The sequence below is a fragment of the Actinoplanes sp. SE50/110 genome (genome assembly GCF_900119315.1).
Lineage (GTDB): Bacteria > Actinomycetota > Actinomycetes > Mycobacteriales > Micromonosporaceae > Actinoplanes.
Genome location: NZ_LT827010.1, coordinates 95466 through 117157, shown reverse-complemented (window position 1 = coordinate 117157; position 21692 = coordinate 95466). Strand labels below are relative to the sequence as shown.

Here is a 21692-nt window from a genome sequence, read left to right as displayed (position 1 = left end):
CGGGTCAGGCGATGTGCACGCGACGCCAGTGCACCGGGGGGAGATCCGATTCCGGTACGTCGGTGAGGCCGTTCTCGTCCATCGCGTTGTAGATGGCGAGGCGCGCCCCGTCGAAGAGGAACTCGATCGCGTGCAGTACCCGAGGCCGCCAGTCCGCCGACGTGGTGCGTTCGATCGCGTTGACCGCGCGCAGCTGGCGACCTCGGGCGTGGCGCAGCGCGGCGTGCGGGTCGGCCCGCCAGTCGAAATGCTCATACATGTCGATCGGCACCGACATGTCGATCTGCTCCCAGGTGATCGCGCACTCGTCGAACTTACGGTGTGTGATCTCTACGCGACTGAGTCCGAAGTCGAGGATCACCGGGCCGTCGGCGAACCAGCCTCGCTGCGCCACATCCCAGAGCAGCCAGCTTGATCGCAACTTTCGTCCGATGAGCCGCACGAACATATGTCGATGCGTCGCGGCGAGGGCTTCGGCATCGTGATGCCACTCGGGTTTCCAGCCCTCGATAGTGAGCACGATCACCGCCCCTAGATCAAGACTGGACGATCGTACCCACGCCGCTGCGTAGTCATGCAAGACGACAGCGGCCGGTCCCCGCCATCGGGGACCGGCCGCGGCCGAAACGCCTACTTCGAGAGAGTTACTTGGCGAGCGTGGTGCCGGTCGAGCGGAGGTGCTCGCAGGCCTCGACGACGCGCTTGGCCAGACCGTTCTCGGCCAGCTTGCCCCAGGCGCGCGGGTCGTACGCCTTCTTGTTGCCGACCTCGCCGTCGATCTTCAGCACACCGTCGTAGTTCTTCATGATGTGGTCGACCACCGGACGGGTGAACGCGTACTGCGTGTCGGTGTCGATGTTCATCTTGACCACGCCGAAGTCCAGGGCACCGTGGATCTCCGAGAGCAGGGAGCCGGAGCCGCCGTGGAAGACCAGGTCGAGCGGCTTCTCCTTGCCGTACTTCGCGCCGATCGCGTCCTGGATCTCCTTGAGGATCTCCGGGCGGAGCTTGACGTTGCCCGGCTTGTAGACGCCGTGCACGTTGCCGAAGGTCAGCGCGGTCAGGTAGCGGCCACGCTCGCCCAGGCCCAGCTTGGCGGCGGTGGCCAGGCCGTCCTCGACGGTCGAGTACAGCTTGTCGTCGATCGCGGCGGAGACGCCGTCCTCCTCGCCACCGACGACGCCGACCTCGATCTCCAGGATGATCTTGGCGGCCGCGGCGGAGGCCAGCAGCTCCTCGGCGATCTGCAGGTTCTCGTCCAGCGGCACGGCCGAGCCGTCCCACATGTGCGACTGGAACAGCGGGGCCAGGCCCTTGTTCACGCGCTCCTGGGAAATCGCGATCAGCGGACGGACGTACTTGTCCAGCTTGTCCTTGGGGCAGTGGTCGGTGTGCAGCGCGATGTTGACCGGGTAGTGCTTGGCGACCTCGGTCGCGTACTCGGCCAGCGCGACAGCGCCGGTGATCATGTTCTTGATCGTCGGGCCGGACGCGTACTCCGCGCCGCCCGTCGAGATCTGGACGATGCCATCGCTGCCGGCCTCGGCGAAGCCCTGCAGGGCCGCGTTGAGGGTCTGCGAGGACGTCACGTTGATCGCCGGGTAGGCGAACGCGCCGGCCTTGGCGCGATCGATCATTTCGGCGTAGACCTCGGGAGAAGCGATAGGCATCGGTGCGCTCCTTGCTCTTTCATCCGGGCAGCAGAGGGCAGGACCGCGCTGTCCTCCAGCAGGCAGTATTCCGCAGTTGCCGTGCGTAGCGGAAATCGGTCCGATATTCGCCCGGGAACTACCGGCGAACCGGGGCCCGTGAGTTCTGCTGTGGCACCACAACCCTGGTGTTACCACGACCTTCGGCACTCCGCCCGGCCTCGCCGGTCGCCACTGTCGGTAACCCCGCGGGTGGTGCCGGTTTGTGCGGCATCAGTGCGGGCAAGCGCGCACCATGGAGCTGAAGCCGGCGGCACGGGAAGGGAGCCGAGGATGATCCGCCTGACAGAGGAAGCCGACGTGGAAACCCCCGAGGTGGACGCCGCCGAGCAGGCGGTGATCGCCGTCCCCTCCTGGCAGGACGACGAACCCGCCGGAACCTGGTCGGTCACCGAGGCCAACGAGTGGGACGCCGCGGAACAGCACCGCATCGTCGAGTTCGACGACGACTACCGCTGACCCCACCCGCCGCGGCGGCCGCGCGGGACGCCCACGGCCAAATTCCCCATCGAGAGTTGTCCACAGGCTCGGCAATTTCGATCGCACGGATGCCGTCGCGCTGCCACCATCGACCACGTGCTGCTCACCGTGACGACCACCCACCGGCCCGCGACCGACCTGGGCTACCTGCTGGTCAAGCATCCCGACCGGGTCCATGAGTTCGACATGCCCACCGGTACGGCGTACGTCATGTATCCCGAGGCCACCGACGCCCGGTGCACCGCCGCGCTGCTGCTGGACGTCGATCCACAGCGGCTGCGCGCCCGGGCCGACGCCTTCGAGCTGAGTCAGTATGTGAACGATCGCCCCTACGCCGCCTCCAGCCTGCTGGCCAGCGCCCTGTCCAAGGTGTTCCGCACCGCCCTGCGCGGCGTCTCCAAGGACCGTCCGGAACTGGCCGCCGAGGCGATCCCGCTGGAGATCCACGTGCCGGTGCTGCGGGGCAGCGCCGACCTGGTCACCCGCCTGTTCGCCCCGCTCGGCTGGGCGGTGACCGCCTCCGCGATCCCGCTGGAGCCGGAGCTCGGCGGCGACAGCCGCTATGTCGACCTGCGCCTGGCCGGCACCCTGCGGCTCGCGGACGCGCTCAACCACCTCTACGTGCTGCTCCCGGTTCTGGACGACGGCAAGCACTACTGGGTCGCCCCGGACGAGATCGAGAAACTGGTGCGCTCCGGGGCCGGTTGGCTCGCCACCCACCCGGAGCGGGTGCTGATCGCCCGGCGCTACCTGGCGCACCGCAAGTCGCTGGCGACCACCGCGCTGGACCTGCTCGACGCCGACCAGCCGGCCACCGAGGAGGAGGCCGAGCTGCCGGTGGCCCGCAAGGCGCCGCTGGCCGAGCAGCGCCGGGACGCGGTGCTCGCGGCGCTGGCCGAGGCCGGGGCCAGCCGGGTGCTCGACCTGGGCTGCGGTCCCGGCGCGCTGCTCAGCGCCCTGCTCAGGGACTCCCGGTTCACCGAGATCGTCGGCGCCGACGTCTCCTCCCGGGCGCTCGATCAGGCGGCCCGCCGGCTGCGGCTGGAGCGGATGCCGCAGCGGCAGCGCGACCGGATCAAGCTCATCCAGACCGCGCTGACGTATCACGACGATCGCCTCACCGGTTACGACGCGGCCGTGCTGATGGAGGTCATCGAGCACGTCGACCCGCCCCGGCTGCCCGCTCTGGAGGCCAGCGTGTTCGGCCGGGCCCGCCCCGGCGCGGTCGTCGTGACCACGCCGAACGTGGAGTACAACGTGCACTACGCGGGTCTTTCCGGCATGCGCCATTCGGACCACCGGTTCGAGTGGACCCGCGCGGAGTTCGCGGCCTGGGCCGCGGACGTCGCGGAGCGCCACGGCTACACGGTGACCATCCGCGGCGTCGGCGACCCGGACGAGACCACCGGGGCGCCCACCCAGCTCGCTCTCTTCACCCGGACGGAGGTGACCGCATGATCGACATTCCCGAGCTCAGCCTGGTCGCGCTCGTCGGCATCTCCGGATCCGGCAAGTCGACGTTCGCCCGCTCCCACTTCGCGTCGACCCAGGTGCTCTCCTCGGACTTCTTCCGCGGGCTGATCGCCGACGACGAGAACGACCAGGCCGCCTCCGCCGAGGCGTTCGACGCGCTGCACTACATCGCCGGCAAGCGGCTGGCGGCCGGCCGGCTCACCGTGGTCGACGCGACCAACCTGCAGTCGCACGGCCGGGCCGCCCTGATCAAGCTGGCCCGCGAGCACGACGTGCTGCCGGTCGCGATCGTGCTGGACGTGCCCGAGGCGCTCGCCTGGGAGCGCACGCAGGCCCGGCCGGACCGGACGTTCGGCCGCCAGGTCGTTTCCCGGATGCACCGTGACCTGCGACGCTCGCTCGGGCAGCTGGCCCGCGAGGGGTTCCGCAAGGTGCACGTGCTGCGCGGCCCGGAGGAGATCGCGGCCGCCGAGATCCGCTACGAGAAGCTGTTCAACGACCGGCGCGACGAGCACGGCCCGTTCGACATCGTCGGTGACGTGCACGGCTGCCGCGCCGAGCTGGAGACGCTGCTCGGCAAGCTCGGCTGGGAGCTGATCCGGGACGCGGCCGGCCGCCCGATCGACGCGACACATCCGGCCGGCCGCACCGCCGTCTTCGTCGGTGACCTGGTCGACCGTGGGCCCGACTCGCCCGGCGTGCTGCGTCTGGTGATGGGCATGGTGGCGGCCGGCCACGCGATCTGTGTGCCGGGAAACCACGAGCAGAAGCTGGCCCGCAAGCTGAACGGGCGCAACGTCCAGCTCACCCACGGCCTGCCCGAGACACTGGAGCAGCTGGCCGCCGAGCCGGCCGAGTTCGTCACCGAGGTGCGGACCTTCATCGAGAGCCTGGTCAGCCACTACGTGCTGGATGACGGCAAGCTGGTGGTCGCGCACGCCGGGCTGAAGGAGGCATACCAGGGGCGGGCCTCGGGCCGGGTGCGCAGTTTCGCGCTCTACGGCGAGACGACCGGCGAGACCGACGAGTACGGCCTGCCGGTGCGCTACCCGTGGGCGCAGGAGTACCGCGGGTCCGCCGCCGTCGTCTACGGCCACGTGCCCACCCCGCGCTCGGAGTGGCTCAACAACACCATCTGCCTGGACACCGGCTGTGTCTTCGGCGGTGCCCTGACGGCGCTGCGCTGGCCGGAGCGCGAGCTGGTCGACACCCCGGCGGCCAAGGAGTATTACGCGCCGGTCCGGCCGCTGTTCACGGCCGTCGCCGAACCGGACCGCGGGCTCGACATCGCCGACGTCACCGGCCGCAAGCACCTCGATTACGGGTACGGGCGGACCACCGTCCCGGCCGAGAACGCCGCCGCCGCCCTGGAGGTGATGGGTCGCTTCTCGGTCGATCCGGAAACGCTGATCTGGCTGCCGCCGACGATGGCGCCGTGCTCCAGCTCGACCGTCGAGGGTTACCTGGAGCACCCGTCGTCCGCCTTCGCCGACCTGCGCGGGGCCGGCGTCGACCGGGTGGTCTGCGAGGAGAAGCACATGGGCTCGCGGGCCGTGGTCCGGGTCTCCGCATCCGGCACCGGTGACGCGATCTGGACCCGGACCGGTCGCCCGTTCTTCGGGCCGGAGCTCGACCAGCCGCTGCTGGCCCGGGTGCGCGCCGCGATCGAGCCGGTCCTGGCCGAGCTGGAGACCGAGTGGCTGCTGCTCGACACCGAGCTGCTGCCCTGGTCGGCCAAGGCCGGCAGCCTGATCCGGGAGCAGTACGCCGGGGTCGGCGCGGCCGGCCGGGCCGCGCTGCCGGTCGCCCTGGCGGTGGTCGACCAGGTGGCCGGGCGCGGCCTGGACGTGGCCGCCCTGCGCGACCGGCTCGCCCTGCGCTCCTCGGAGATCGACGGCTACTCGGCGGCCTACCGGTCGTACGTGAAGCCGACCGACGGGCTGACCGGCGTCACCCTCGCCCCGTTCGCGGTGCTGGCCGGCGCCGGGACGACCTACGCGACCAGGGACCACGGTTGGCACCTGGCGATCGCCGACCGTCTGGTGGCCGCCGATCCGGAGCTGTTCACCCCGACCCGGCGGATGGTGGTCGACCTGGCCGACCCGGCGGCTGAGGCGGCCGCCACCGACTGGTGGCTGACCCTGACCGGGGCCGGCGGCGAGGGCATGGTGGTGAAGCCGTTCGCCGGTCTCGCCGCGGTCGACGGCAAGGGCCGGCTGGTGCAGCCCGGCGTGAAATGCCGCGGCCGGGAGTACCTACGGATCATCTATGGCCCGGAGTACACCCGGCCCGAGCAGCTCACCCGGCTGCGGCAGCGCAACCTGGGCCGGAAACGGAACCTGGCGCTGCGCGAGCACGGGCTGGGCCTGGCGGCACTCGACCGGCTGGCCGAGGGCGCGCCGTCGTGGCGGGTGCACGAGCTGGTCTTCGCCATCCTGGCGGCCGAGTCGGAGCCGGTCGACCCGCGTCTATGAGCCGGATCCCGGGGGTGTCCGCCGATGCCCCCGGGCCGGTGACCAGCACAAGGTATCCACAGCGGTCGTACAGGTGAGGGCGACCGGAGGGCCGGTACCCTGCTTCTCGTGGACATCCGTGCGCTCACCGAGCAGCTCGCCCTCAACCCGTTGGACGCGAGTCAACTGCTGCACACCTTCGGCCTCTACGGGGTGTGGGCCATCCTCTTCGCGGAGACCGGCCTGCTGATCGGCTTCTTCTTCCCCGGCGACTCGCTGCTGTTCCTGGCGGGCATCGCGGCTTCGCCGGTGGCTGACGCGCTGTTCGGCGACGGCACCCGGATCTCGCTGGCCGGCCTGCTGATCGGCGCCCCGATCTGCGCGATCGCCGGTGCGCAGTTCGGGCACTACCTCGGCGCGCGGTACGGCCGCCGGATGTTCGAGCGTCCCGACTCGAAGCTGTTCAAGCGCGAGTACGTGGACAAGGCGGAGCACTACTTCCAGAAGTTCGGGCCGGCCAAGGCGGTGGTGCTGGCCCGGTTCATCCCCGTGGTGCGGACATTCCTCAACCCGGTGGCCGGCACCCTTGGCATGCCGGCCCGGCAGTTCCTGCTGTGGAACGTGGTCGGCGGCGTGATCTGGACCGACGGTGTGCTGCTGATCGGCTACGCGCTGGCCAAGCAGATCTACCACGCGGTCGGCGACAAGATCGACCACTACATCCTGCCGGTCGTCGTGATCATCGTGCTGATCTCGGCGCTACCGATCTTCATCGAGATCCTCCGCGAGCGGAAGGCGAAGAAGAACGGCACGCACACCGGCCCGCAGCCGGCCGCCGCGGTCGGCGTCGTCGCCGCGGCCAGCATCGCCGGCCTCGCCGAGGCGGCCCACCTGCGCGACGAGGACGACGACGAGGATCGCCCGCGCCGGCCGCGTTCGCACCGCGCCTGACCAGACGTCCACCACGACGGCCGGTCCCCCTCCCGGGGGGCACCGCGCCTGACCTGACGTCCACCACGACGGCCGGTCCCCCTCCCGGGGGCCGGCCGCTCGCGCATCCGGCCCGGCGTTCCGGCGCGGCACGACCGCTCGGCGGCGCGGTGCGATTTCACTCCATGGCGATGAGGCGTACGTACGCCATCGAGACCTCGAAGCCCAGCGAGCCGCTAGTGAGCGGCGGCGAGGGAGTGGTGACGGTTCCGTGAATCGGCCGGCCCCTGGAGCGGTGTGCGAATCGTCCGCACCCTGAGCGGCGATGGATCGGCCGGGCGGACAGCAGCCGGCCGGGATGAGGCCGAGGGAAGGGACGCGATCCAGCCGGCCTTAGGGACGGCCGGCTGGCAGCGTCGGTGTGGTGCGTCAGACAGTGACCGCGGCGGAGCCGGCGAGCCGGTCCAGGAATGCCTCCGGGCAGTCCCGGAGATTCTCCAGGCGGCCGGCGGCGAGAGCGCGGTATGTCAGCGTGGCCGCCTCCTCCAGGTTGCGGGCACGTTTGTGCGCCAACTCCACCGAGTCGCCCATCACGACGCAACCGTGCTGGCTGAGCACCAGGCAGTCGGTCCCGTCAGCGGCCATGGCCGCGGTCAGCGCGGCCAGCTCGGTGGTGCCGGGGAGCCGGAACGGCACGGTGGACACTCGGCGCAGATAGAACGCGTGGTCCGTGGTGACGATCCGGATGTGCTCGCCGAGCGCGTCGAGCAGCAACGCCGTCTGCGGATGCAGGTGCACCACGGCGTTGACGTCCGGGCGGGCCCGGTACAGAGCGAGATGCAGCGCAAGCTCGCTGGTCGGCTCGATCCGCGGCGGCGGCATGTTGCCGATCGCCACGACCTCACCGTCGGTGATGTCGACCGGCACGAAGCTGGGCCGGCTGAGCCGGTCGAGCCAGGTACCGCTCGCGGTGATCCAGATGGCGTCCTCGTCCGGAATCCGTGCGGACAGATTGCCGCCGGATCCACAGACCAGACCCGCCTGGACCACGTCGTAACCCACGTGCGCGAGCTGATCACGCAGGTCACCGGGCACGTAGTTCACGCGTCCCTCCTCGAATCGCCAGGGGTGGCCGGGGAAGAGGTCCTCGGCCTGGCGTCACGCCCCACGTTCCAGTGACGCCAGGCAGTGCCCATCGATCAGCGAGCCTTCTTCGTCGCCCGCTTGCGGGGCGGCGTCAGAAGGTCGGCGATGGTCGCGATGGCGGTCGGCACGAGGCGGTAGTACGCCCACACCCCCCGCTTCTCGCGCTCCAGCAGACCCGCCTCGGTCAGGATCCGCAGGTGGTGACTCACAGTCGGCTGCGAAAGGCCCAGCGGAGCCGTCAGGTCACAGACACACGCCTCACCGTCCGTCGCTGACTGGATAAGGCTCAGCAGCCGCAGCCGTGCCGGGTCGGCGAGCGCCTTGAGCACTCCCGCCAGGCGCTCGGCGTCGGCGCGTTCAATAGGCTCGCCGGCAAGCGGCGAGATCTGAGGCATCGTCATTTCCGCCAACGCAGTTCCCACGATCTCCATCCTTCCACCAACTGCATCGATTCTCCTGCATGGGTGCAGGAACGAACCGGCTAACTTTCAGGCCGTAAGGCCGACTTCGATCGCCGTGTCGGTCAACCGGCGACGCGACCCGGGGACCCGGCCCACACCACTCATCCGATCAACCTTTCCGCCGACACCGACTTCGGTCTCTGCCTCCTGCAACGCCTCAGCCGCCACTTGGTCGCTACCCATCCGTGTCGAGCTCTCGATCCCCATCTCGGGAGTGAGCCAACCCACATTGTCAATTCATCGATTGTTTCGGTTCACCGATCCGAACGATGACTCGGCACGGAACGCGTCGACACCATCACGCCACGCTGCGCGATCAACGGGTCGCTACGCGCCTCACGACCCGATGAAAGCACGACGCCACGCTGTGCGACGGGCAATTCAGTGATGAATTTACCCAGGTCGTGCCGTGCCTTCATGACATCGAGCGTACTGGCTTGAAGGAAACCGGAATCTTTCGCCCCGCCGGGACGGAACGGAACTATTGACCCAGGGCTCTGCACGCCTCTGTAAAGAAGGTTTACCAAAGGTGCAACGGATCTCGACCTTTCCGGCGACCATAGATGCAGCTCAAAGCACCTAACACCGCCACGGTACCCATCCACCCCTCAAGATGACCTGGTAGCCGCGCTGTGAGAGTGCTGTGAACCCCCGGAATCACGTTTGTCCGTCCAGGCGAAAACACCCACCGGACGGCCGATCTACTGCTATCCGGACAGCCGATCGGGTGACAGTGAAGGAAACCGTCTGTACCCGTTCGAGTGACCCACAGTCGTCGATACGAGTCCGGATCTAGGCGTGGTTCCGCATGGTCACTCTTCCGGTCGGCGCCAGTATTCGTCATCAGATCCAGGCGCGGGGCGGTTCGCCCCAGGATCACCCGGGCGAGCGGAGTCTCCGATGTGTCCTTGCCCACGCTGCGTAACCGGACTCACGTTTGAGGAAGCGTTCGAACGGTGCGTGACGCTGTCCGACGATCGCTCGCCCTCCCCGGAAGCCCCTTTTGCGACCCCGCCGGAAGTACCCGAGTCACCCGCCGCGCCACCATCGACACCCGCCACCGTCGGGAACCCGACCGATGCGAACGGCCCGTCACCCGGCCCGGCGGGGGCCCGAGAGCCATCGAAGGTTCCCGCCGCCGAGCCGGCCGGGGCCTGAGATCCGTCCGCTGCCCCCGACGGTCGAGCCGAGCCCGGAAGAGCATCGGGCGTCTCCGGGGCCGGCTCGGCCGGATGCGCGGTGGGATCGGCGGTCGCAGACGACGGAGCCGGGGCTGCCGGGGCTGCCGGGGCTGCCGGGGCTGCCGGAGCCGAAGCTGCCGGAGCCGGCGCTGCCTGAGCCGGCGCTGCCGGGGCTTCCGGGGCCGGGGACGCTGACGACACTGCAGCGGCCGACTGGGTCGGGACGCCACCGATGGGCGGATATCCGGACGGAGACGCGGCCGGGGGCATGTAGGCGGAGTGATCCACCGAAGGCGGCACGGGCGGCGTGAAGCCGGGAGGACCGGCCGGACCGTACGGAGAAAGGTGCGGAGCGTAAGGCGAAGGGGTCATCGGCGCACCGCCCGGCTGCTGCGGGAGCGCACCAGCCTGAGCCTCGGAATCCCCCGGCTGTGCGACGTACGCACCGAGCCCGGGATAGGCGCTGGAGCCCGGGTAAGCACCCGGCCCCGGGTAGGCGCCGGACCCCGGATAAGCACCCGGCCCCGGGTAGGCGCCGGACCCCGGGTAAGCACCCGGCCCCGGGTAGGCGTCGCCGGACCCTGGATATCCGCCTGATCCCGGATAGACGCCGGACACGGGAAAAGCACTGGATCCGGGATGGTCGCCAGGCAGCGGGTAGGCGGTGGGCGCGGAATAAGCGCCGGAACCCGGCTGGACGCCGGGCACGGACTGGGGGAATGCGCCCGGGTAGGCGCCGGGCGCGGGCTGGGGCAACACGCCGGGGTGCGTGCCGGGTCCGGGCTGCGGGAACGCGCTCGGGTGCGTGCCGGGCGGGCTGGCCGGGCGGCTGGGGGCCAGGCCGAAGAAGGCGCGCGGGGAGGCGAGGAGCATCGCCCCGACGGCGAGGTAGCCGAGGGCCTGCAGGGCGCAGACGACGATGTTGAGGCCGAGCCAGCCCTCCGGGTAGGCCGAGCCCAGGGCGTCGCTGAGCGAACCCGGCGCCGGGTCGCCGGAGCGCTGGACGACGGCGGTGATGAGGCCGGCGACGCCGCCGAGCGTGCCCAGGGTGCAGACGACCAGCGCGACGATCCGGGCGGCCCGGCTGCCCCGGCGCAGGGCCAGGCCGAGGACCACGAACAGGGCGAAGAACAGGATCGACAGCACCGCGGACAGGGCGGCGCCCAGCCAGACGACGGTGACGAAGTTGTCCGCGGCGTCGCCGGAGGCGGCGTCCCGGAACCGGCTGACCGTGCCGGTGGCGACGACGATCGTGGCGATGGCATAGAGCAGTCCGGCCGCGCCCATCAGCCACAAGAGGGTGGAGGCGGTCGTCACGGCGGGCGGCCGCGCGCCGGTGGACGGCGGCGGCGGCGCTGCGGTGACGGGCGGCTGGGCGGAATAGGACATCGATCGCTCCCGCGGTGTTCGGCTGGCAGGAAACCTACCGCGTCGCCGGGGTGTGCCGTGGGCGGACCGGAATGCCTGTGGATAACTGAACCGGTCCGCCTGTGGACAGACGGACCGGTTCGGGAAATGCGCGGCAGGATGGACGGGCGCCGGCCGATCGGGCCGGGCCGGTCGATCAGGCCGGGTCGTGCGGCGGCCGCTGGCCGTCGGCCGAGGAAGCCGGCGGCAACTGGTCGCCGGCGGCTGAGGAAGCCGGCGGCAACTGGTCGCCGGCGGCTGAGGAGGCCGGCGGCAACCGGTCGCCGGCGGCTGAGGAGGCCGGCGGCAACCGGTCGCCGGCGGCTGAAGGAGAGGAGTGGGATCCACCGGAGGGCGACGAGCCCGAGGACGACCCGGAGTCGGAGGAGGACGCGGCCGAAGAGGCCGAAGAGGCCGAAGAGGCCGAAGAGGCCGAAGAGGCCGAAGAGGGAGCGGACGAGGGAGACGAATCGTGAGCCGAATCTGAGGACACCGCTGAAGGCGCATCACCGGTGTCGGACGGCGCCCAACCGGCCGACGAGTCAGCATCCGGCGACGAGCCGGACGGCAACGGGCTGTGCGTCGACGAATCGGACGGCGGTGGCGGGACGGACGGCGACGGCGACGGCGACGGCGGGACAGGCGGTGACGGCGGCAACTGCCAGGGATCGCTGGGCGGCCCGAACTCCGCCAACGGATCCGACGGCGGCGGCGAGCCCGCTGCGGCACTCGGCGACGCATACGGCGTCGCCGAGCCGCCAGGGCCCGCGGGCGAGTATCCGGGCGGCGGGTAGGCACCCGGTCCGCTCGTCGGCACCCGGTAGGCGCCGGGACCGCTCGTCGGCGCCGGATAGGCGCCGGGACCGCTGACCGGCGGCGGGTACGCGGCAGGCTGCCCCGGATAGGGCGGCAGTCCGGGAGCGGGCTGCCCAGGCTGCCCGAACCCCGGCTGCGCGGATGCGCCATGTCCCGGCTGACCAAAGGCGCCGGGCTGCCCGGGCGATCCGGGCTGCCCATAGCCACCAGCCGAACCCGCGCCAGGCTGCCCATAGCCACCAGCCCAACCCGCCCCGGGCTGCCCGTAACCCCCCGGATACGGCTGCCCGTAAGCCGGCTGCTGCGGATACCCCGCCCCCGCCTGCGGATACCCCGCCGGATATCCCGGCTGGTACGGACTCCACCCGCCGGTCATCCCCCGGAAGAACCGGTTGGACGGCGGCACCGAGAGCAGGATCACCACCGCGATCAGGGCGGCCAGCGCGAACAGCGTGAAGAACAGCCCGAAGGTGTCGAACCAGTCCGGCACCACCCCGGCCAGCCGGGTGTCGAGTTCGTGCTGGCTGGGCAGCCCGCTGGTCCCGTTCGAGTCGTGCACCACCGAGGCGAAGTCGGTGACCAGGGCGGTCATGGTCGACGGTACGACGACTGAGCAGCACATCAGCACACCGGCGGTGACCCAGGTGATCACCCGGGCCGGCTGTTTGCCGCGCAGGTTGAAGAAGCCGAGCAGGCCCAGCCCGATCGCCAGGATCAGATAGACGATGATCAGCAAGACGCCGATCGTGGTGATGCCGGTGCCGATGTCCTGGAAGTCGGTACTGCCGTATTCCTCGTCGTAGACGTCGCCGGCCTTGTTGAGCGCGGAGAAGGCGAGGATCGCGTACCCCACCTGGAGGACCGCGACGATGAACAGCAGCACCGACGCGACGGTCACGGTGGCCGGGCGACCCCCTGGCGGTGGCGGCGCCGCTGGATAGGACGGGGGGTATGTGGGAACGGTCACAGAGTCCTCCTCTAGATCCATTCACGGTATCGGCCGGGGGCGAGGACCGCGACCGGCCCACACGCTGCGCAAGCCTGTGGCAACATCGGGCGACGATGCCTCAAATCGCCGCAAAGGGTCGCTCGTTCGAGGGGCTACATCGCTGGCCGCCAACCCCTAGACTCCATCCCGTGGCGCCTGGCAGGTATCAGAGTCCTCCAGTGCCGCCCTCTGCCTTCATGAGTCGCCCGCCCCGCTCACCTATCGCCGGGGCCGAGGCTGACCGTCCACGGGCACCTTCCCCATTACGCCGGCCGCGTGAGCACACCGCGGCCACCCCAGACCTGACAAGGACCGGTGAGTCCCATGCCGCACGCAGACACCCTGACCGTCGTTCACCATGACGACACCCGGACCCGTTTCGAGGATGTCCGGTATCAACTCCATCGTGACGGGATCAGGATCTGGTCCGCTGACGGCGAACACGCCTTCTCGGACATTCTGATGACCCACGCCTACCGACACCAGAAAACCGCTTCATAGCGACAAAATGCCACAAGCGAGGCCCCGGGGGTATGTACCCCCGGGGCCTCGTCGTCACCCGCGGCCGAACTCCGCAGAACCCGGAGTCTCAGCCGCGCTGGACCGCCAGCCCGTCCTTCGCCGAGTTCAACGCCACCTGCACGGTGTCCCCGTCCCGGATCTCACCGGCGAGCAGGGCCTTGGCCAGCAGGTCCCCGATCGTCGCCTGGACCAGCCGCCGCAGCGGCCGGGCTCCGTAGATCGGGTCGTACCCGTGCTCGCCCAGCCAGTCCACCGCATCCTCGGCCACCGACAGGGTGAGCCGCCGCTCAGCGAGCCGGGCCCGCAGCCGGGCCAGCTGGATGTCGACGATCCTGATCAGGTCGTCCCTGGTCAGGGCGTGGAACACCACGATGTCGTCGAGCCGGTTCAGGAATTCCGGCTTGAAGTGCGCCCGCACCGCGGCGAGCACCTCGTCGTGCCGCTCCTCGTCGCTCATCGTGAAGTCCGAGTTGGCCGAGCCCAGGTTCGAGGTCAGCACCAGGATCGCGTTGCGGAAGTCGACCGTGCGTCCCTGCCCGTCGGTGAGCCGCCCGTCGTCGAGCACCTGCAGCAGCACGTCGAACACGTCCGGGTGGGCCTTCTCCACCTCGTCGAGCAGGACGACGCTGTACGGCCGGCGGCGCACCGCCTCGGTCAGCTGGCCACCCTCCTCGTATCCGACGTAGCCGGGCGGGGCGCCGACGAGACGAGCCACGGAGTGCTTCTCCGCGTACTCACTCATGTCGATCCGGACCATCGCCCGCTCGTCGTCGAACAGGAAGCCGGCCAGCGCCTTGGCCAGCTCGGTCTTGCCGACACCGGTCGGGCCGAGGAACAGGAAGCTGCCGGTGGGGCGGTCCGGGTCGGCGATGCCGGCCCGCGCCCGGCGGACCGCGCCGGCCACCGCGGCCACGGCCTCGCGCTGGCCGATGACCTTGGCCTGCAGCGACTCCTCCATGCGGAGCAGCTTGGCGGTCTCGCCCTCCATCATCCGGCCGGCCGGGATGCCGGTCCACGAGGAGATCACCTCGGCGATGTCGTCGGCGCCGACCTCCTCCTTGACCATCGGCGGCTCGGTCGTCTCCTCCTCCGACTCGGCCGCGGTCGCCAGCTCCCGCTCCAGGCCCGGGATGACCTCGTAGAGCAGCCGGGACGCCTGCAGCAGGTCGCCGTCGCGCTGGGCCCGCTCCTGCGCCGCCCGCGCCTCGTCGAGCTGCTTCTTCAGCTCGCCGACCCGGTTCAGGCCGCCGCGCTCGCGTTCCCAGCGGGCGTTCAGCGCGGTCAGCTCCTCCTCGCGGTCGGCGAGGTCGCGGTCGAGCCGCTCCAGCCGGGCCACTGAGGCCGGGTCGGTCTCGCGTTCGAGGGCGAGCTTCTCCACCCGCATCCGGTCCACCTGACGCTGCAGCTGGTCCAGCTCGACCGGCCGCGAGTCGATCTCCATGCGCAGCCGGGAGGCGGCCTCGTCGATCAGGTCGATCGCCTTGTCCGGCAGGAACCGGTCGCTGATGTAGCGGTCGGACAGGCTGGCCGCGGCGACCAGGGCGGCGTCGGTGATCTGCACCCGGTGGTGCGCCTCGTACCGGCTCTTGAGCCCGCGCAGGATGCCGATGGTGTCCTCGACGGTGGGCTCGCCGACCACGACCGGCTGGAAGCGCCGCTCCAGGGCCGGGTCCTTCTCGATGTGCTCGCGGTACTCGTCCAGCGTGGTGGCGCCGACCATCCGCAGCTCACCGCGGGCCAGCATCGGCTTGAGCATGTTGCCGGCGTCCATCGAACCCTCGCCCTTGCCGGCGCCGACCACCGTGTGCAGCTCGTCGAGGAACGTGACGACCTGCCCGTTCGACCCGCGGATCTCCTCGAGCACGCTCTTGAGCCGCTCCTCGAACTGGCCCCGGTACTGCGCGCCGGCGACCATGGCGCCCAGGTCGAGGGAGACCAGTTTCTTGTCGCGCAGAGTTTCCGGTACGTCGCCGGCCACGATCCGCTGGGCGAGGCCCTCGACGATCGCGGTCTTGCCGACGCCCGGCTCACCGATCAGCACCGGATTGTTCTTGGTGCGCCGGGAGAGCACCTGGACCACCCGGCGGATCTCGGCGTCCCGCCCGATCACCGGGTCGATCTTGCCCTCGCGGGCCAGCGCGGTCAGGTCGACGCTGTACTTCTCCAGCGCCTTGTAGGTCTGCTCCGGGTCGGCGTTGGTCACCTTCCGATCGCCCCCGCGGACCTGCGGAAATGCCGCCACCAGCGCGTCCTCGGCGGCGCCGGCCGCTTTGAGGGTCTGGCTGACCGCGCCGCCGCCGCGGGCCAGGCCGGCCAGCAGGTGCTCGGTCGAGACGTATTCGTCGCCGAGCGGCTGGGCGATCAGCTCGGCCTCACCGATCGCGTTGACGAACTCCCGGGACAGGCTGGGCTCGGCGGTGCTGGCACCGCGGGCGCTGGGCAGCTGCTCGACGGCGCGGGCGGCGGCCCGGCGGACGTCGGCCGGGTTGGCGCCGACGGCGCGCAGCAGCGCCGGCGCCGTCGAACCGGCGGTGTCCAGCAGTGACAGCAGCATGTGCCACGGCTCCACCGTGGCGTGGCCGCTCTGCGCGGCGGTGGCCACCGCGCTCTTGATCACGTCGCGGCTCTTCGTGGTCAGACGTTCGGCGTTCATGAGCTCCCCTGGTCGGTTCCCAACGGGTACAACCCCACAGACTTGAGCGTATTCCACTCAACTCTAACGCGTGTCGGAAGGGTGACAGTCACCATCAGCGAGAGCGCTCTCCAGCGAGATAGGTTGGCAAGGTGACGCGCCTCCTGTCGCGGCGGCTGGTCCCGCTCGGCTTCATGTTTCTCGCCTCCGGGATCGCGACCGCGGTGGTCGGCCCGTTCCTCGGCCTGTTCCTCAGCACCGCGGTGCACGCCAACCCGTTCCAGGTCTCCGCGTTCCTGATCGTCGCGTCACTCTCCGGCGTCGGCATGTCGCAGTTCATCGCCCGCGTCTCGGACCGCCGGCCGATGCGGCGGATGCTGCTGATCACCGCCGCCCTGGCCGGCTTCGCCGGCACCGGGCTGACCTCGATGGTGCGCGACTACTGGGTGCTGCTCGCGATCACCATGACGGTCACCGCACTGGCCGGGTCCTTCTACCCCCAATCTTTCGCGTACGCCCGTCAGGTGCTCGCCCGCGAAGACCCCCGCCGCGCCGCGATGGGGATCAGCTCGCTGCGCACCGTCTTCTCGATCGCCTGGGTCGGTGGCCCACCTCTGGCCGCGGTCCTGCTCGACGTCGGCTCGTTCCGCTGGGTGTACGGCACCGCCGCCGTGATGTACCTGGTGGCCGCCCTGATCGCGACCCGCTGGCTGCCGGAGGCGGAGGCGCCCGCCCCGGCCGGGCAGAGCAGCCGGGACGACACCCGCCCACCGCGCGTGATGTATCCGATCATCGCCGGGTTCGTGCTGCTCACCACGACGATGGTGCTCGGCGTGCAGGCCATGTCGCTGTACGTCACCGACGACCTGCACGGCTCGGTCGGTGACACCGGCCTGATCCTCGGGCTGTGCGCCGCGCTGGAGATCCCGCTGATGCTGGGCTTCGGTGCGCTGAGCACCCGGGTTCCGCTGCGCCGGCTGATCCTCGGCGGCGGCGTGGCCGCGGTGGCCTACCAGACGGTGGCCGCCACCGCGCACTCCACCGGGATGTTGGCCACCGCCCAGGTGCTGAACGCGGTCTTCATCGCCACCTGCTCCGGGCTGGGCATCTCCTACGTCCAGGATCTGATGCCGGCGCATCCGGGCCGGGCCACCACGATGTTCACCAACGCCTTCCCGATCGGGAACATCCTGGCCGCGCCCCTGTTCGGGTTGGCCCAGGAATTCGGCTACCGACTCGCGTACACCATGAATTTGATCTTGACGGTGCTCGGTCTGCTCCTGCTTCTGGTGGCGAAGCCGCCGGCAGAAATCGCGAGGCCGCGGGCGGCGGACAAAGCGGAGAGGGAAGCGGAGCCGATCGGGCCCGAGGCCGCGGCCGAAGCGGGATAACGTGGGGCTCGTGCGCGTACGGGTGGAACAGACCTCACTGCCGGGTATCGGTGTCCGACACGACCTGGTCACCTCCTCCGGCCGCACCGTCGGAGTGGTCTCGCACCGCAACGGCCGCCGTGACCTGGTCCTCTACGACGTCGACGACCCGGATGCCTGCCTCGCCTCGATCCCGCTGACCGACGACGAGGCGGAGGCGCTGGCCGACGTGCTCGGCGCGTCGCTGATGCTCAGCCAGTTGGCCGGGCTGCGCCAGCAGGCGGCCGGGCTGCTCACCGAGCAGATCGCACTGCCGGCCGGTTCGCCGTTCGTCGGCCGGCAGCTCGGCGACACCCGCGCCCGCACCCGCACCAGCGCGTCGATCGTGGCGGTGCTCCGCGATCGCGAGGTGATCCCGTCGCCCGGCCCGGCCTTCCAGTTCGAGGCGAACGACGTGGTCGTCGCCGTCGGCACCCGGCACGGGCTGGACGGCGTGACGGCCATCCTGGCCGGCGACACCACCGGCTGACCCGCCGTGCACCACACCACGGTCCTGCTGATCGAGATCGGCGCGCTGCTGTTCGGCCTCGGGATGCTGGGCCGGGCCGGCCGCCGGTTCGGTCTCTCCCCGATCCCGCTCTATCTGCTGGCCGGCCTGTTCTTCGGGCACGGCGGCCTGGTGCCGCTCTCGGCGAGCGAGGAGTTCATCGGGATCGGCGCGCAGATCGGGGTGATCCTGCTCCTGGTCATGCTGGGTCTGGAGTACTCCGCCGACGAACTGGTCGGCAACCTGCGCTCGGCGGCCCCGGCCGGGGTGATCGACATGCTGCTGAACGCGCTGCCCGGCGCCCTGTTCGCGCTGCTGCTCGGCTGGGACGCGAAGGCGGCGCTGGTGCTGGCCGGCATCACCTGGGTGTCGTCGTCCGGGGTGATCGCCAAGGTGCTCGCCGATCTGGGCCGGCTCGGCAACCGGGAGACCCCGGTGATCCTCTCGGTGCTGGTGATCGAGGACCTGGCGATGGCGTTCTACCTGCCGATCGCCACCGCGGTGCTGGCCGGCGCGGGGCTGGCCGGCGGGCTCAGCACGCTCGGGGTCGCGGTGGTCACCGTGGTCGCGGTGCTGGTCGTGGCGATCCGCTACGGCGGCGCGATCAGCCGGTTCATGTCGGTGAAGGATCCGGAGGCCCTGCTGCTCAGCGTGCTGGGCCTGACCCTGTTCGTGGCCGGGGTGGCCGCCGAGCTGAAGGTTTCCGAGGCGGTCGGCGCGTTCCTGGTCGGGATCGCGCTCTCCGGTCCGGTCGCGCACCACGCCACCGAGATGCTGTCGCCGCTGCGGGATCTGTTCGCCGCGGTCTTCTTCGTCTTCTTCGGGCTGGCCACCGACCCGTCCGACATGCCGCCGGTGCTGCTCCCGGCGCTCGGCCTGGCCGTGCTCACCATGCTGACCAAGGCCGCCACCGGTTATCTGGCGGCCCGCCGGGTCGGCGTGGCGCTGCCCGGGCGGCTGCGGGCCGGACTGGCGCTCACCCCGCGCGGTGAGTTCTCGGTGGTGATCGCCGGGCTGGCGGTCGCCTCCGGGGTGGAGCCCCGGCTGGCTCCGCTCGCCACCGCGTACGTCTTGATCACCGTCGTCTGCGGGCCGATGCTAGCCCGCCTATCAGACTACGTTTGGTTCAAAAATTTGGTCAGACGGCGGATGGCGGCCCAACGGTCATCTACAAAACCCCTGCCCAGCGCGGAGTGACGCGACCGACCGTCGCGCGCCCAAAAAGTTACCGTCCAGTATCTGAATGTGAACTCTTGACACTTCCGTTCACCCGTTGATCGCGCTACCGTTGCGCCGCGACGACTCTCTGTATTGGGACGTTCGACACTCGCGACGGACAGTGGGTCATCCGTCGCGTTCCGAACGGTAAATAAGGCGGCGGCGTTGAGTTTGCGAGAGGCGACTTTCATCGGGTTCGGCAACCCGGTCGATCCCCGGCCGGTGGAGCTGGAGTCCTGGGCCTACCACCCCGAGGCGGTGCCGCTGAGTGCGATGCCGAAAGACTGGGATCTGCTGATCTCCGGCGACGTGCTCGGCCCCACCCTGTTCGAGCTGGCCATGGACCGGCAGTGCCCGGCCCGCCGGTTCGCGCAGCACTGCATGTACATCTATGCGGCGGACGGCGTCCGGCAGAACGCGACCAGCCAGCGCAAGCGGCGGCTCAAGAAGTTCGTGGAGCGCGCCGAGGAGGTCGGCGACGAGCCGATGCAGATCTGGGCGCACAACTGCCGGGTCCTGATGACCCGGCCGGAGCTGTTCGACCACCATGACTGGATGGAGGGCGGCCTGGTGCGCCATCCGCGCCGGATCGGCCTCTTCAACCGACGGTAATCAGTCGGTCACTACTCGACGTGACGGCGGCCCTCTCCACCCGGAGGGCCGCCGCTCATCTGTCCGGGGAGCGTCGCGGCCGCCAGACGACCAGCGCCGTCGAGTGCCGTTCCTGGCGTACCAGATCACCCCGGCTCACGTACGGGTTCATCGATTCAACTTCGGCGATGCGGGCGTACGCGTCGTCCAGCTGCTGTTCCAGCTCGACGACCCGGTGCTGCAGGTCCGCGACCAGCTGCTCGAGGCCGATGATCCGCTTGATGCCGGCCAGGTTGACACCGTCCTCCTGACTCAGCTTCTGCACCTCGCGGAGCAGCGCCACATCGCGCTCGCTGTACCGTCGGCCACCACCGCCGGCCCGGCCGGGCTGCACCAGCCCGAGCCGGTCGTACTGCCGCAGCGTCTGGGGGTGCATCCCGGCGAGCCGCGCGGCCACCGAGATGATCAGGACCTTCGCGTCGGAGGCCTGTTCCACCGAGATGCTGATCTCCTCATACATGTGCCACCTCCGGAGGGTCCCTAGCCGGTCTTGCGCACGCGCGCTTCGAGTCGCTCCCGCCCGGCGGGCGGGGTCAGTTTGGCGAACCGCTCCAGCGCGTCGCGCGCCTCTCCGGTCACGCCCACCGGGATCTGCACCTCGACCGTGACGATCAGGTCGCCGGACTGGCCCTCCTTGCGGGCCACCCCCTTGCCCCGGACCCGCAGCTTGCGGCCGCTCGGCGTGCCGGGCGGCACCCGCAGCGTCACCGGGTTGTCCAGGCTGGGCACCCGCAGGTCGGTGCCGAGGACGGCCTCGGCCACGGTGATCGGCACGGTCAGCGTCAGATCGTCGCCGCTGCGCCCGAACAGCTCATCGGGCCGCACCTTGACCTGTACGTACAGGTCGCCGGCCGGACCGCCGCGGTCACCCGGCTCGCCGCGGCCGGACAGCCGGATCCGCTGCCCGTCGGCGACGCCGGCCGGGAACCGGACGTTGATCGTCCGGCTCTTGGTGACGCTGCCGCTGCCCCGGCACTCCGGGCATTTCTCGTCGACGATGCTGCCCGAGCCGGAACAGTCCCGGCACGGCTCGGAGAAACTGAACGAGCCCTGGTTGCTGGAGATCAGCCCGGTGCCGTGACACTTCGCGCAGGAGCGCGGGATGGTTCCCGGCTTCGCCCCGTTGCCGTGACAGGTGTCGCAGGCGCCAGCGGTGCGCAGTGTGAGCGGCAGCGTGGTGCCCCGCACGGCCTGCGCGAAGTCCAGCGTCACCTCGGTCTCCACGTCGCGGCCGCGCTGCGGGCCACGCCGGCCGGCCGGGGCGCCGGCGGCGCCGCCACCGGAGAAGATCGAGCTGAAGATGTCGGAGAACCCGGTGCCGCCGAACCGGCGGTCGGCCCCGGCGCCACCGCCGGCGGCCGCCCCGGTGAACCCGCCGAACAGGTCGGACGGGTCGAACTGGGCGCCACCGGCACCGGGCCGGCCGGCGCCCCGGCGGAACGCGCCCGAGCCGAACAGCGAGCGCATCTCGTCGTACTCTTTGCGCTTCTTGTCGTCGGCGAGCACGTCGTACGCCTCGGAAGCGGCCTTGAACTTCTCCTCCGCCTCCTTGTTGTCCGGGTTGCGGTCGGGGTGAAGGTCGCGGGCGAGTTTCCGGTACGCCTTCTTGATCTCGTCGGTCGAGGCGGACTTGTTGACGCCGAGCACGGCGTAGAAGTCCTTCTCAAGCCAGTCCTTCGAGCTCATGCGACCTCCCTCCTCGACTTGC

18 protein-coding genes are annotated in these 21692 nt (G+C 70.5%); 8 read left to right on the top strand and 10 right to left on the bottom strand.

Annotated features, from left to right (window positions below):
• Nucleotides 1–4: 4 nt before the first annotated feature.
• Both ACSP50_RS00535 and fbaA read right to left on the bottom strand, forming a co-directional pair.
• On the bottom strand, nucleotides 5–580 hold the full coding sequence (locus ACSP50_RS00535; RefSeq protein WP_231956828.1) for a hypothetical protein: 576 nt from the start codon (nucleotides 578–580) through the stop codon (nucleotides 5–7).
• 64 nt (nucleotides 581–644) lie between these two features.
• Entirely contained in the window at nucleotides 645–1670 is a 1026-nt protein-coding gene (fbaA, locus tag ACSP50_RS00530; protein WP_014687196.1) for a class II fructose-bisphosphate aldolase, read from the bottom strand.
• Between the two features lie 312 nt (nucleotides 1671–1982).
• Between fbaA and ACSP50_RS00525 the strand changes: the two genes are divergently transcribed.
• The 4 genes from ACSP50_RS00525 (at nucleotide 1983) to ACSP50_RS00510 (ending at nucleotide 7066) form a co-directional block, all read left to right on the top strand.
• The gene (locus tag ACSP50_RS00525) at nucleotides 1983–2168 is read left to right on the top strand and encodes a hypothetical protein (RefSeq protein ID WP_014687195.1); all 186 of its coding nucleotides are present in this window, start codon (nucleotides 1983–1985) and stop codon (nucleotides 2166–2168) included.
• Nucleotides 2169–2285: 117 nt separating this feature from the next.
• Nucleotides 2286–3647: a 3' terminal RNA ribose 2'-O-methyltransferase Hen1 gene (locus ACSP50_RS00520; RefSeq protein WP_014687194.1), complete on the top strand. Its 1362-nt coding sequence runs from the start codon at nucleotides 2286–2288 to the stop codon at nucleotides 3645–3647.
• Nucleotides 3644–6136 (top strand): polynucleotide kinase-phosphatase, encoded by a 2493-nt coding sequence (locus ACSP50_RS00515; RefSeq protein ID WP_014687193.1) that lies wholly within the window; start codon nucleotides 3644–3646, stop codon nucleotides 6134–6136. Before ACSP50_RS00520 ends, ACSP50_RS00515 begins: the two co-directional genes overlap by 4 nt.
• 108 nt (nucleotides 6137–6244) lie before the next feature.
• A complete protein-coding gene (locus tag ACSP50_RS00510; RefSeq protein ID WP_014687192.1) occupies nucleotides 6245–7066 on the top strand; it encodes a DedA family protein in 822 nt (273 codons plus the stop codon).
• A gap of 408 nt (nucleotides 7067–7474) precedes the next feature.
• Here ACSP50_RS00510 and ACSP50_RS00505 read toward each other — a convergent pair whose 3' ends face one another.
• The 6 genes from ACSP50_RS00505 to clpB form a co-directional block, all read right to left on the bottom strand.
• Nucleotides 7475–8149, bottom strand: coding sequence for a class II aldolase/adducin family protein (locus tag ACSP50_RS00505; protein WP_014687191.1), 675 nt, complete (start codon nucleotides 8147–8149; stop codon nucleotides 7475–7477).
• A gap of 95 nt (nucleotides 8150–8244) precedes the next feature.
• Nucleotides 8245–8622, bottom strand: a complete 378-nt coding sequence (locus tag ACSP50_RS00500) for a helix-turn-helix transcriptional regulator (RefSeq protein ID WP_014440216.1) — start codon at nucleotides 8620–8622, stop codon at nucleotides 8245–8247.
• Nucleotides 8623–8906: 284 nt separating this feature from the next.
• Nucleotides 8907–9071 (bottom strand): hypothetical protein, encoded by a 165-nt coding sequence (locus ACSP50_RS41425; RefSeq protein WP_155123417.1) that lies wholly within the window; start codon nucleotides 9069–9071, stop codon nucleotides 8907–8909.
• 393 nt (nucleotides 9072–9464) lie between these two features.
• Nucleotides 9465–11222 (bottom strand): Collagen alpha-6(VI) chain, encoded by a 1758-nt coding sequence (locus tag ACSP50_RS41420; protein WP_014687190.1) that lies wholly within the window; start codon nucleotides 11220–11222, stop codon nucleotides 9465–9467.
• A gap of 175 nt (nucleotides 11223–11397) precedes the next feature.
• A complete protein-coding gene (locus ACSP50_RS41415) occupies nucleotides 11398–12954 on the bottom strand; it encodes a hypothetical protein (protein ID WP_155123416.1) in 1557 nt (518 codons plus the stop codon).
• Nucleotides 12955–13633: 679 nt separating this feature from the next.
• Entirely contained in the window at nucleotides 13634–16219 is a 2586-nt protein-coding gene (clpB, locus tag ACSP50_RS00470) for an ATP-dependent chaperone ClpB (RefSeq protein WP_014687187.1), read from the bottom strand.
• Between the two features lie 131 nt (nucleotides 16220–16350).
• Here clpB and ACSP50_RS00465 point away from each other — a divergent pair, with 131 nt between their 5' ends.
• The 4 genes from ACSP50_RS00465 (at nucleotide 16351) to ACSP50_RS00450 (ending at nucleotide 19945) form a co-directional block, all read left to right on the top strand.
• Complete coding sequence (locus tag ACSP50_RS00465; RefSeq protein WP_014687186.1) at nucleotides 16351–17589, top strand: sugar efflux transporter; 1239 nt, start codon at nucleotides 16351–16353, stop codon at nucleotides 17587–17589.
• Nucleotides 17590–17599: 10 nt separating this feature from the next.
• Entirely contained in the window at nucleotides 17600–18097 is a 498-nt protein-coding gene (locus ACSP50_RS00460; protein WP_043513256.1) for a cation:proton antiporter regulatory subunit, read from the top strand.
• Between the two features lie 6 nt (nucleotides 18098–18103).
• Complete coding sequence (locus ACSP50_RS00455) at nucleotides 18104–19312, top strand: cation:proton antiporter (protein ID WP_014687184.1); 1209 nt, start codon at nucleotides 18104–18106, stop codon at nucleotides 19310–19312.
• Between the two features lie 186 nt (nucleotides 19313–19498).
• Entirely contained in the window at nucleotides 19499–19945 is a 447-nt protein-coding gene (locus ACSP50_RS00450; RefSeq protein ID WP_014687183.1) for a hypothetical protein, read from the top strand.
• Nucleotides 19946–20000: 55 nt separating this feature from the next.
• On the opposite strand, the gene ACSP50_RS00445 is transcribed toward ACSP50_RS00450, so the two are convergent.
• Both ACSP50_RS00445 and dnaJ read right to left on the bottom strand, forming a co-directional pair.
• Nucleotides 20001–20444, bottom strand: a complete 444-nt coding sequence (locus ACSP50_RS00445; RefSeq protein ID WP_014687182.1) for a heat shock protein transcriptional repressor HspR — start codon at nucleotides 20442–20444, stop codon at nucleotides 20001–20003.
• A gap of 20 nt (nucleotides 20445–20464) precedes the next feature.
• Nucleotides 20465–21670, bottom strand: coding sequence for a molecular chaperone DnaJ (gene dnaJ, locus ACSP50_RS00440; RefSeq protein WP_014687181.1), 1206 nt, complete (start codon nucleotides 21668–21670; stop codon nucleotides 20465–20467).
• Nucleotides 21671–21692 lie beyond the last annotated feature (22 nt).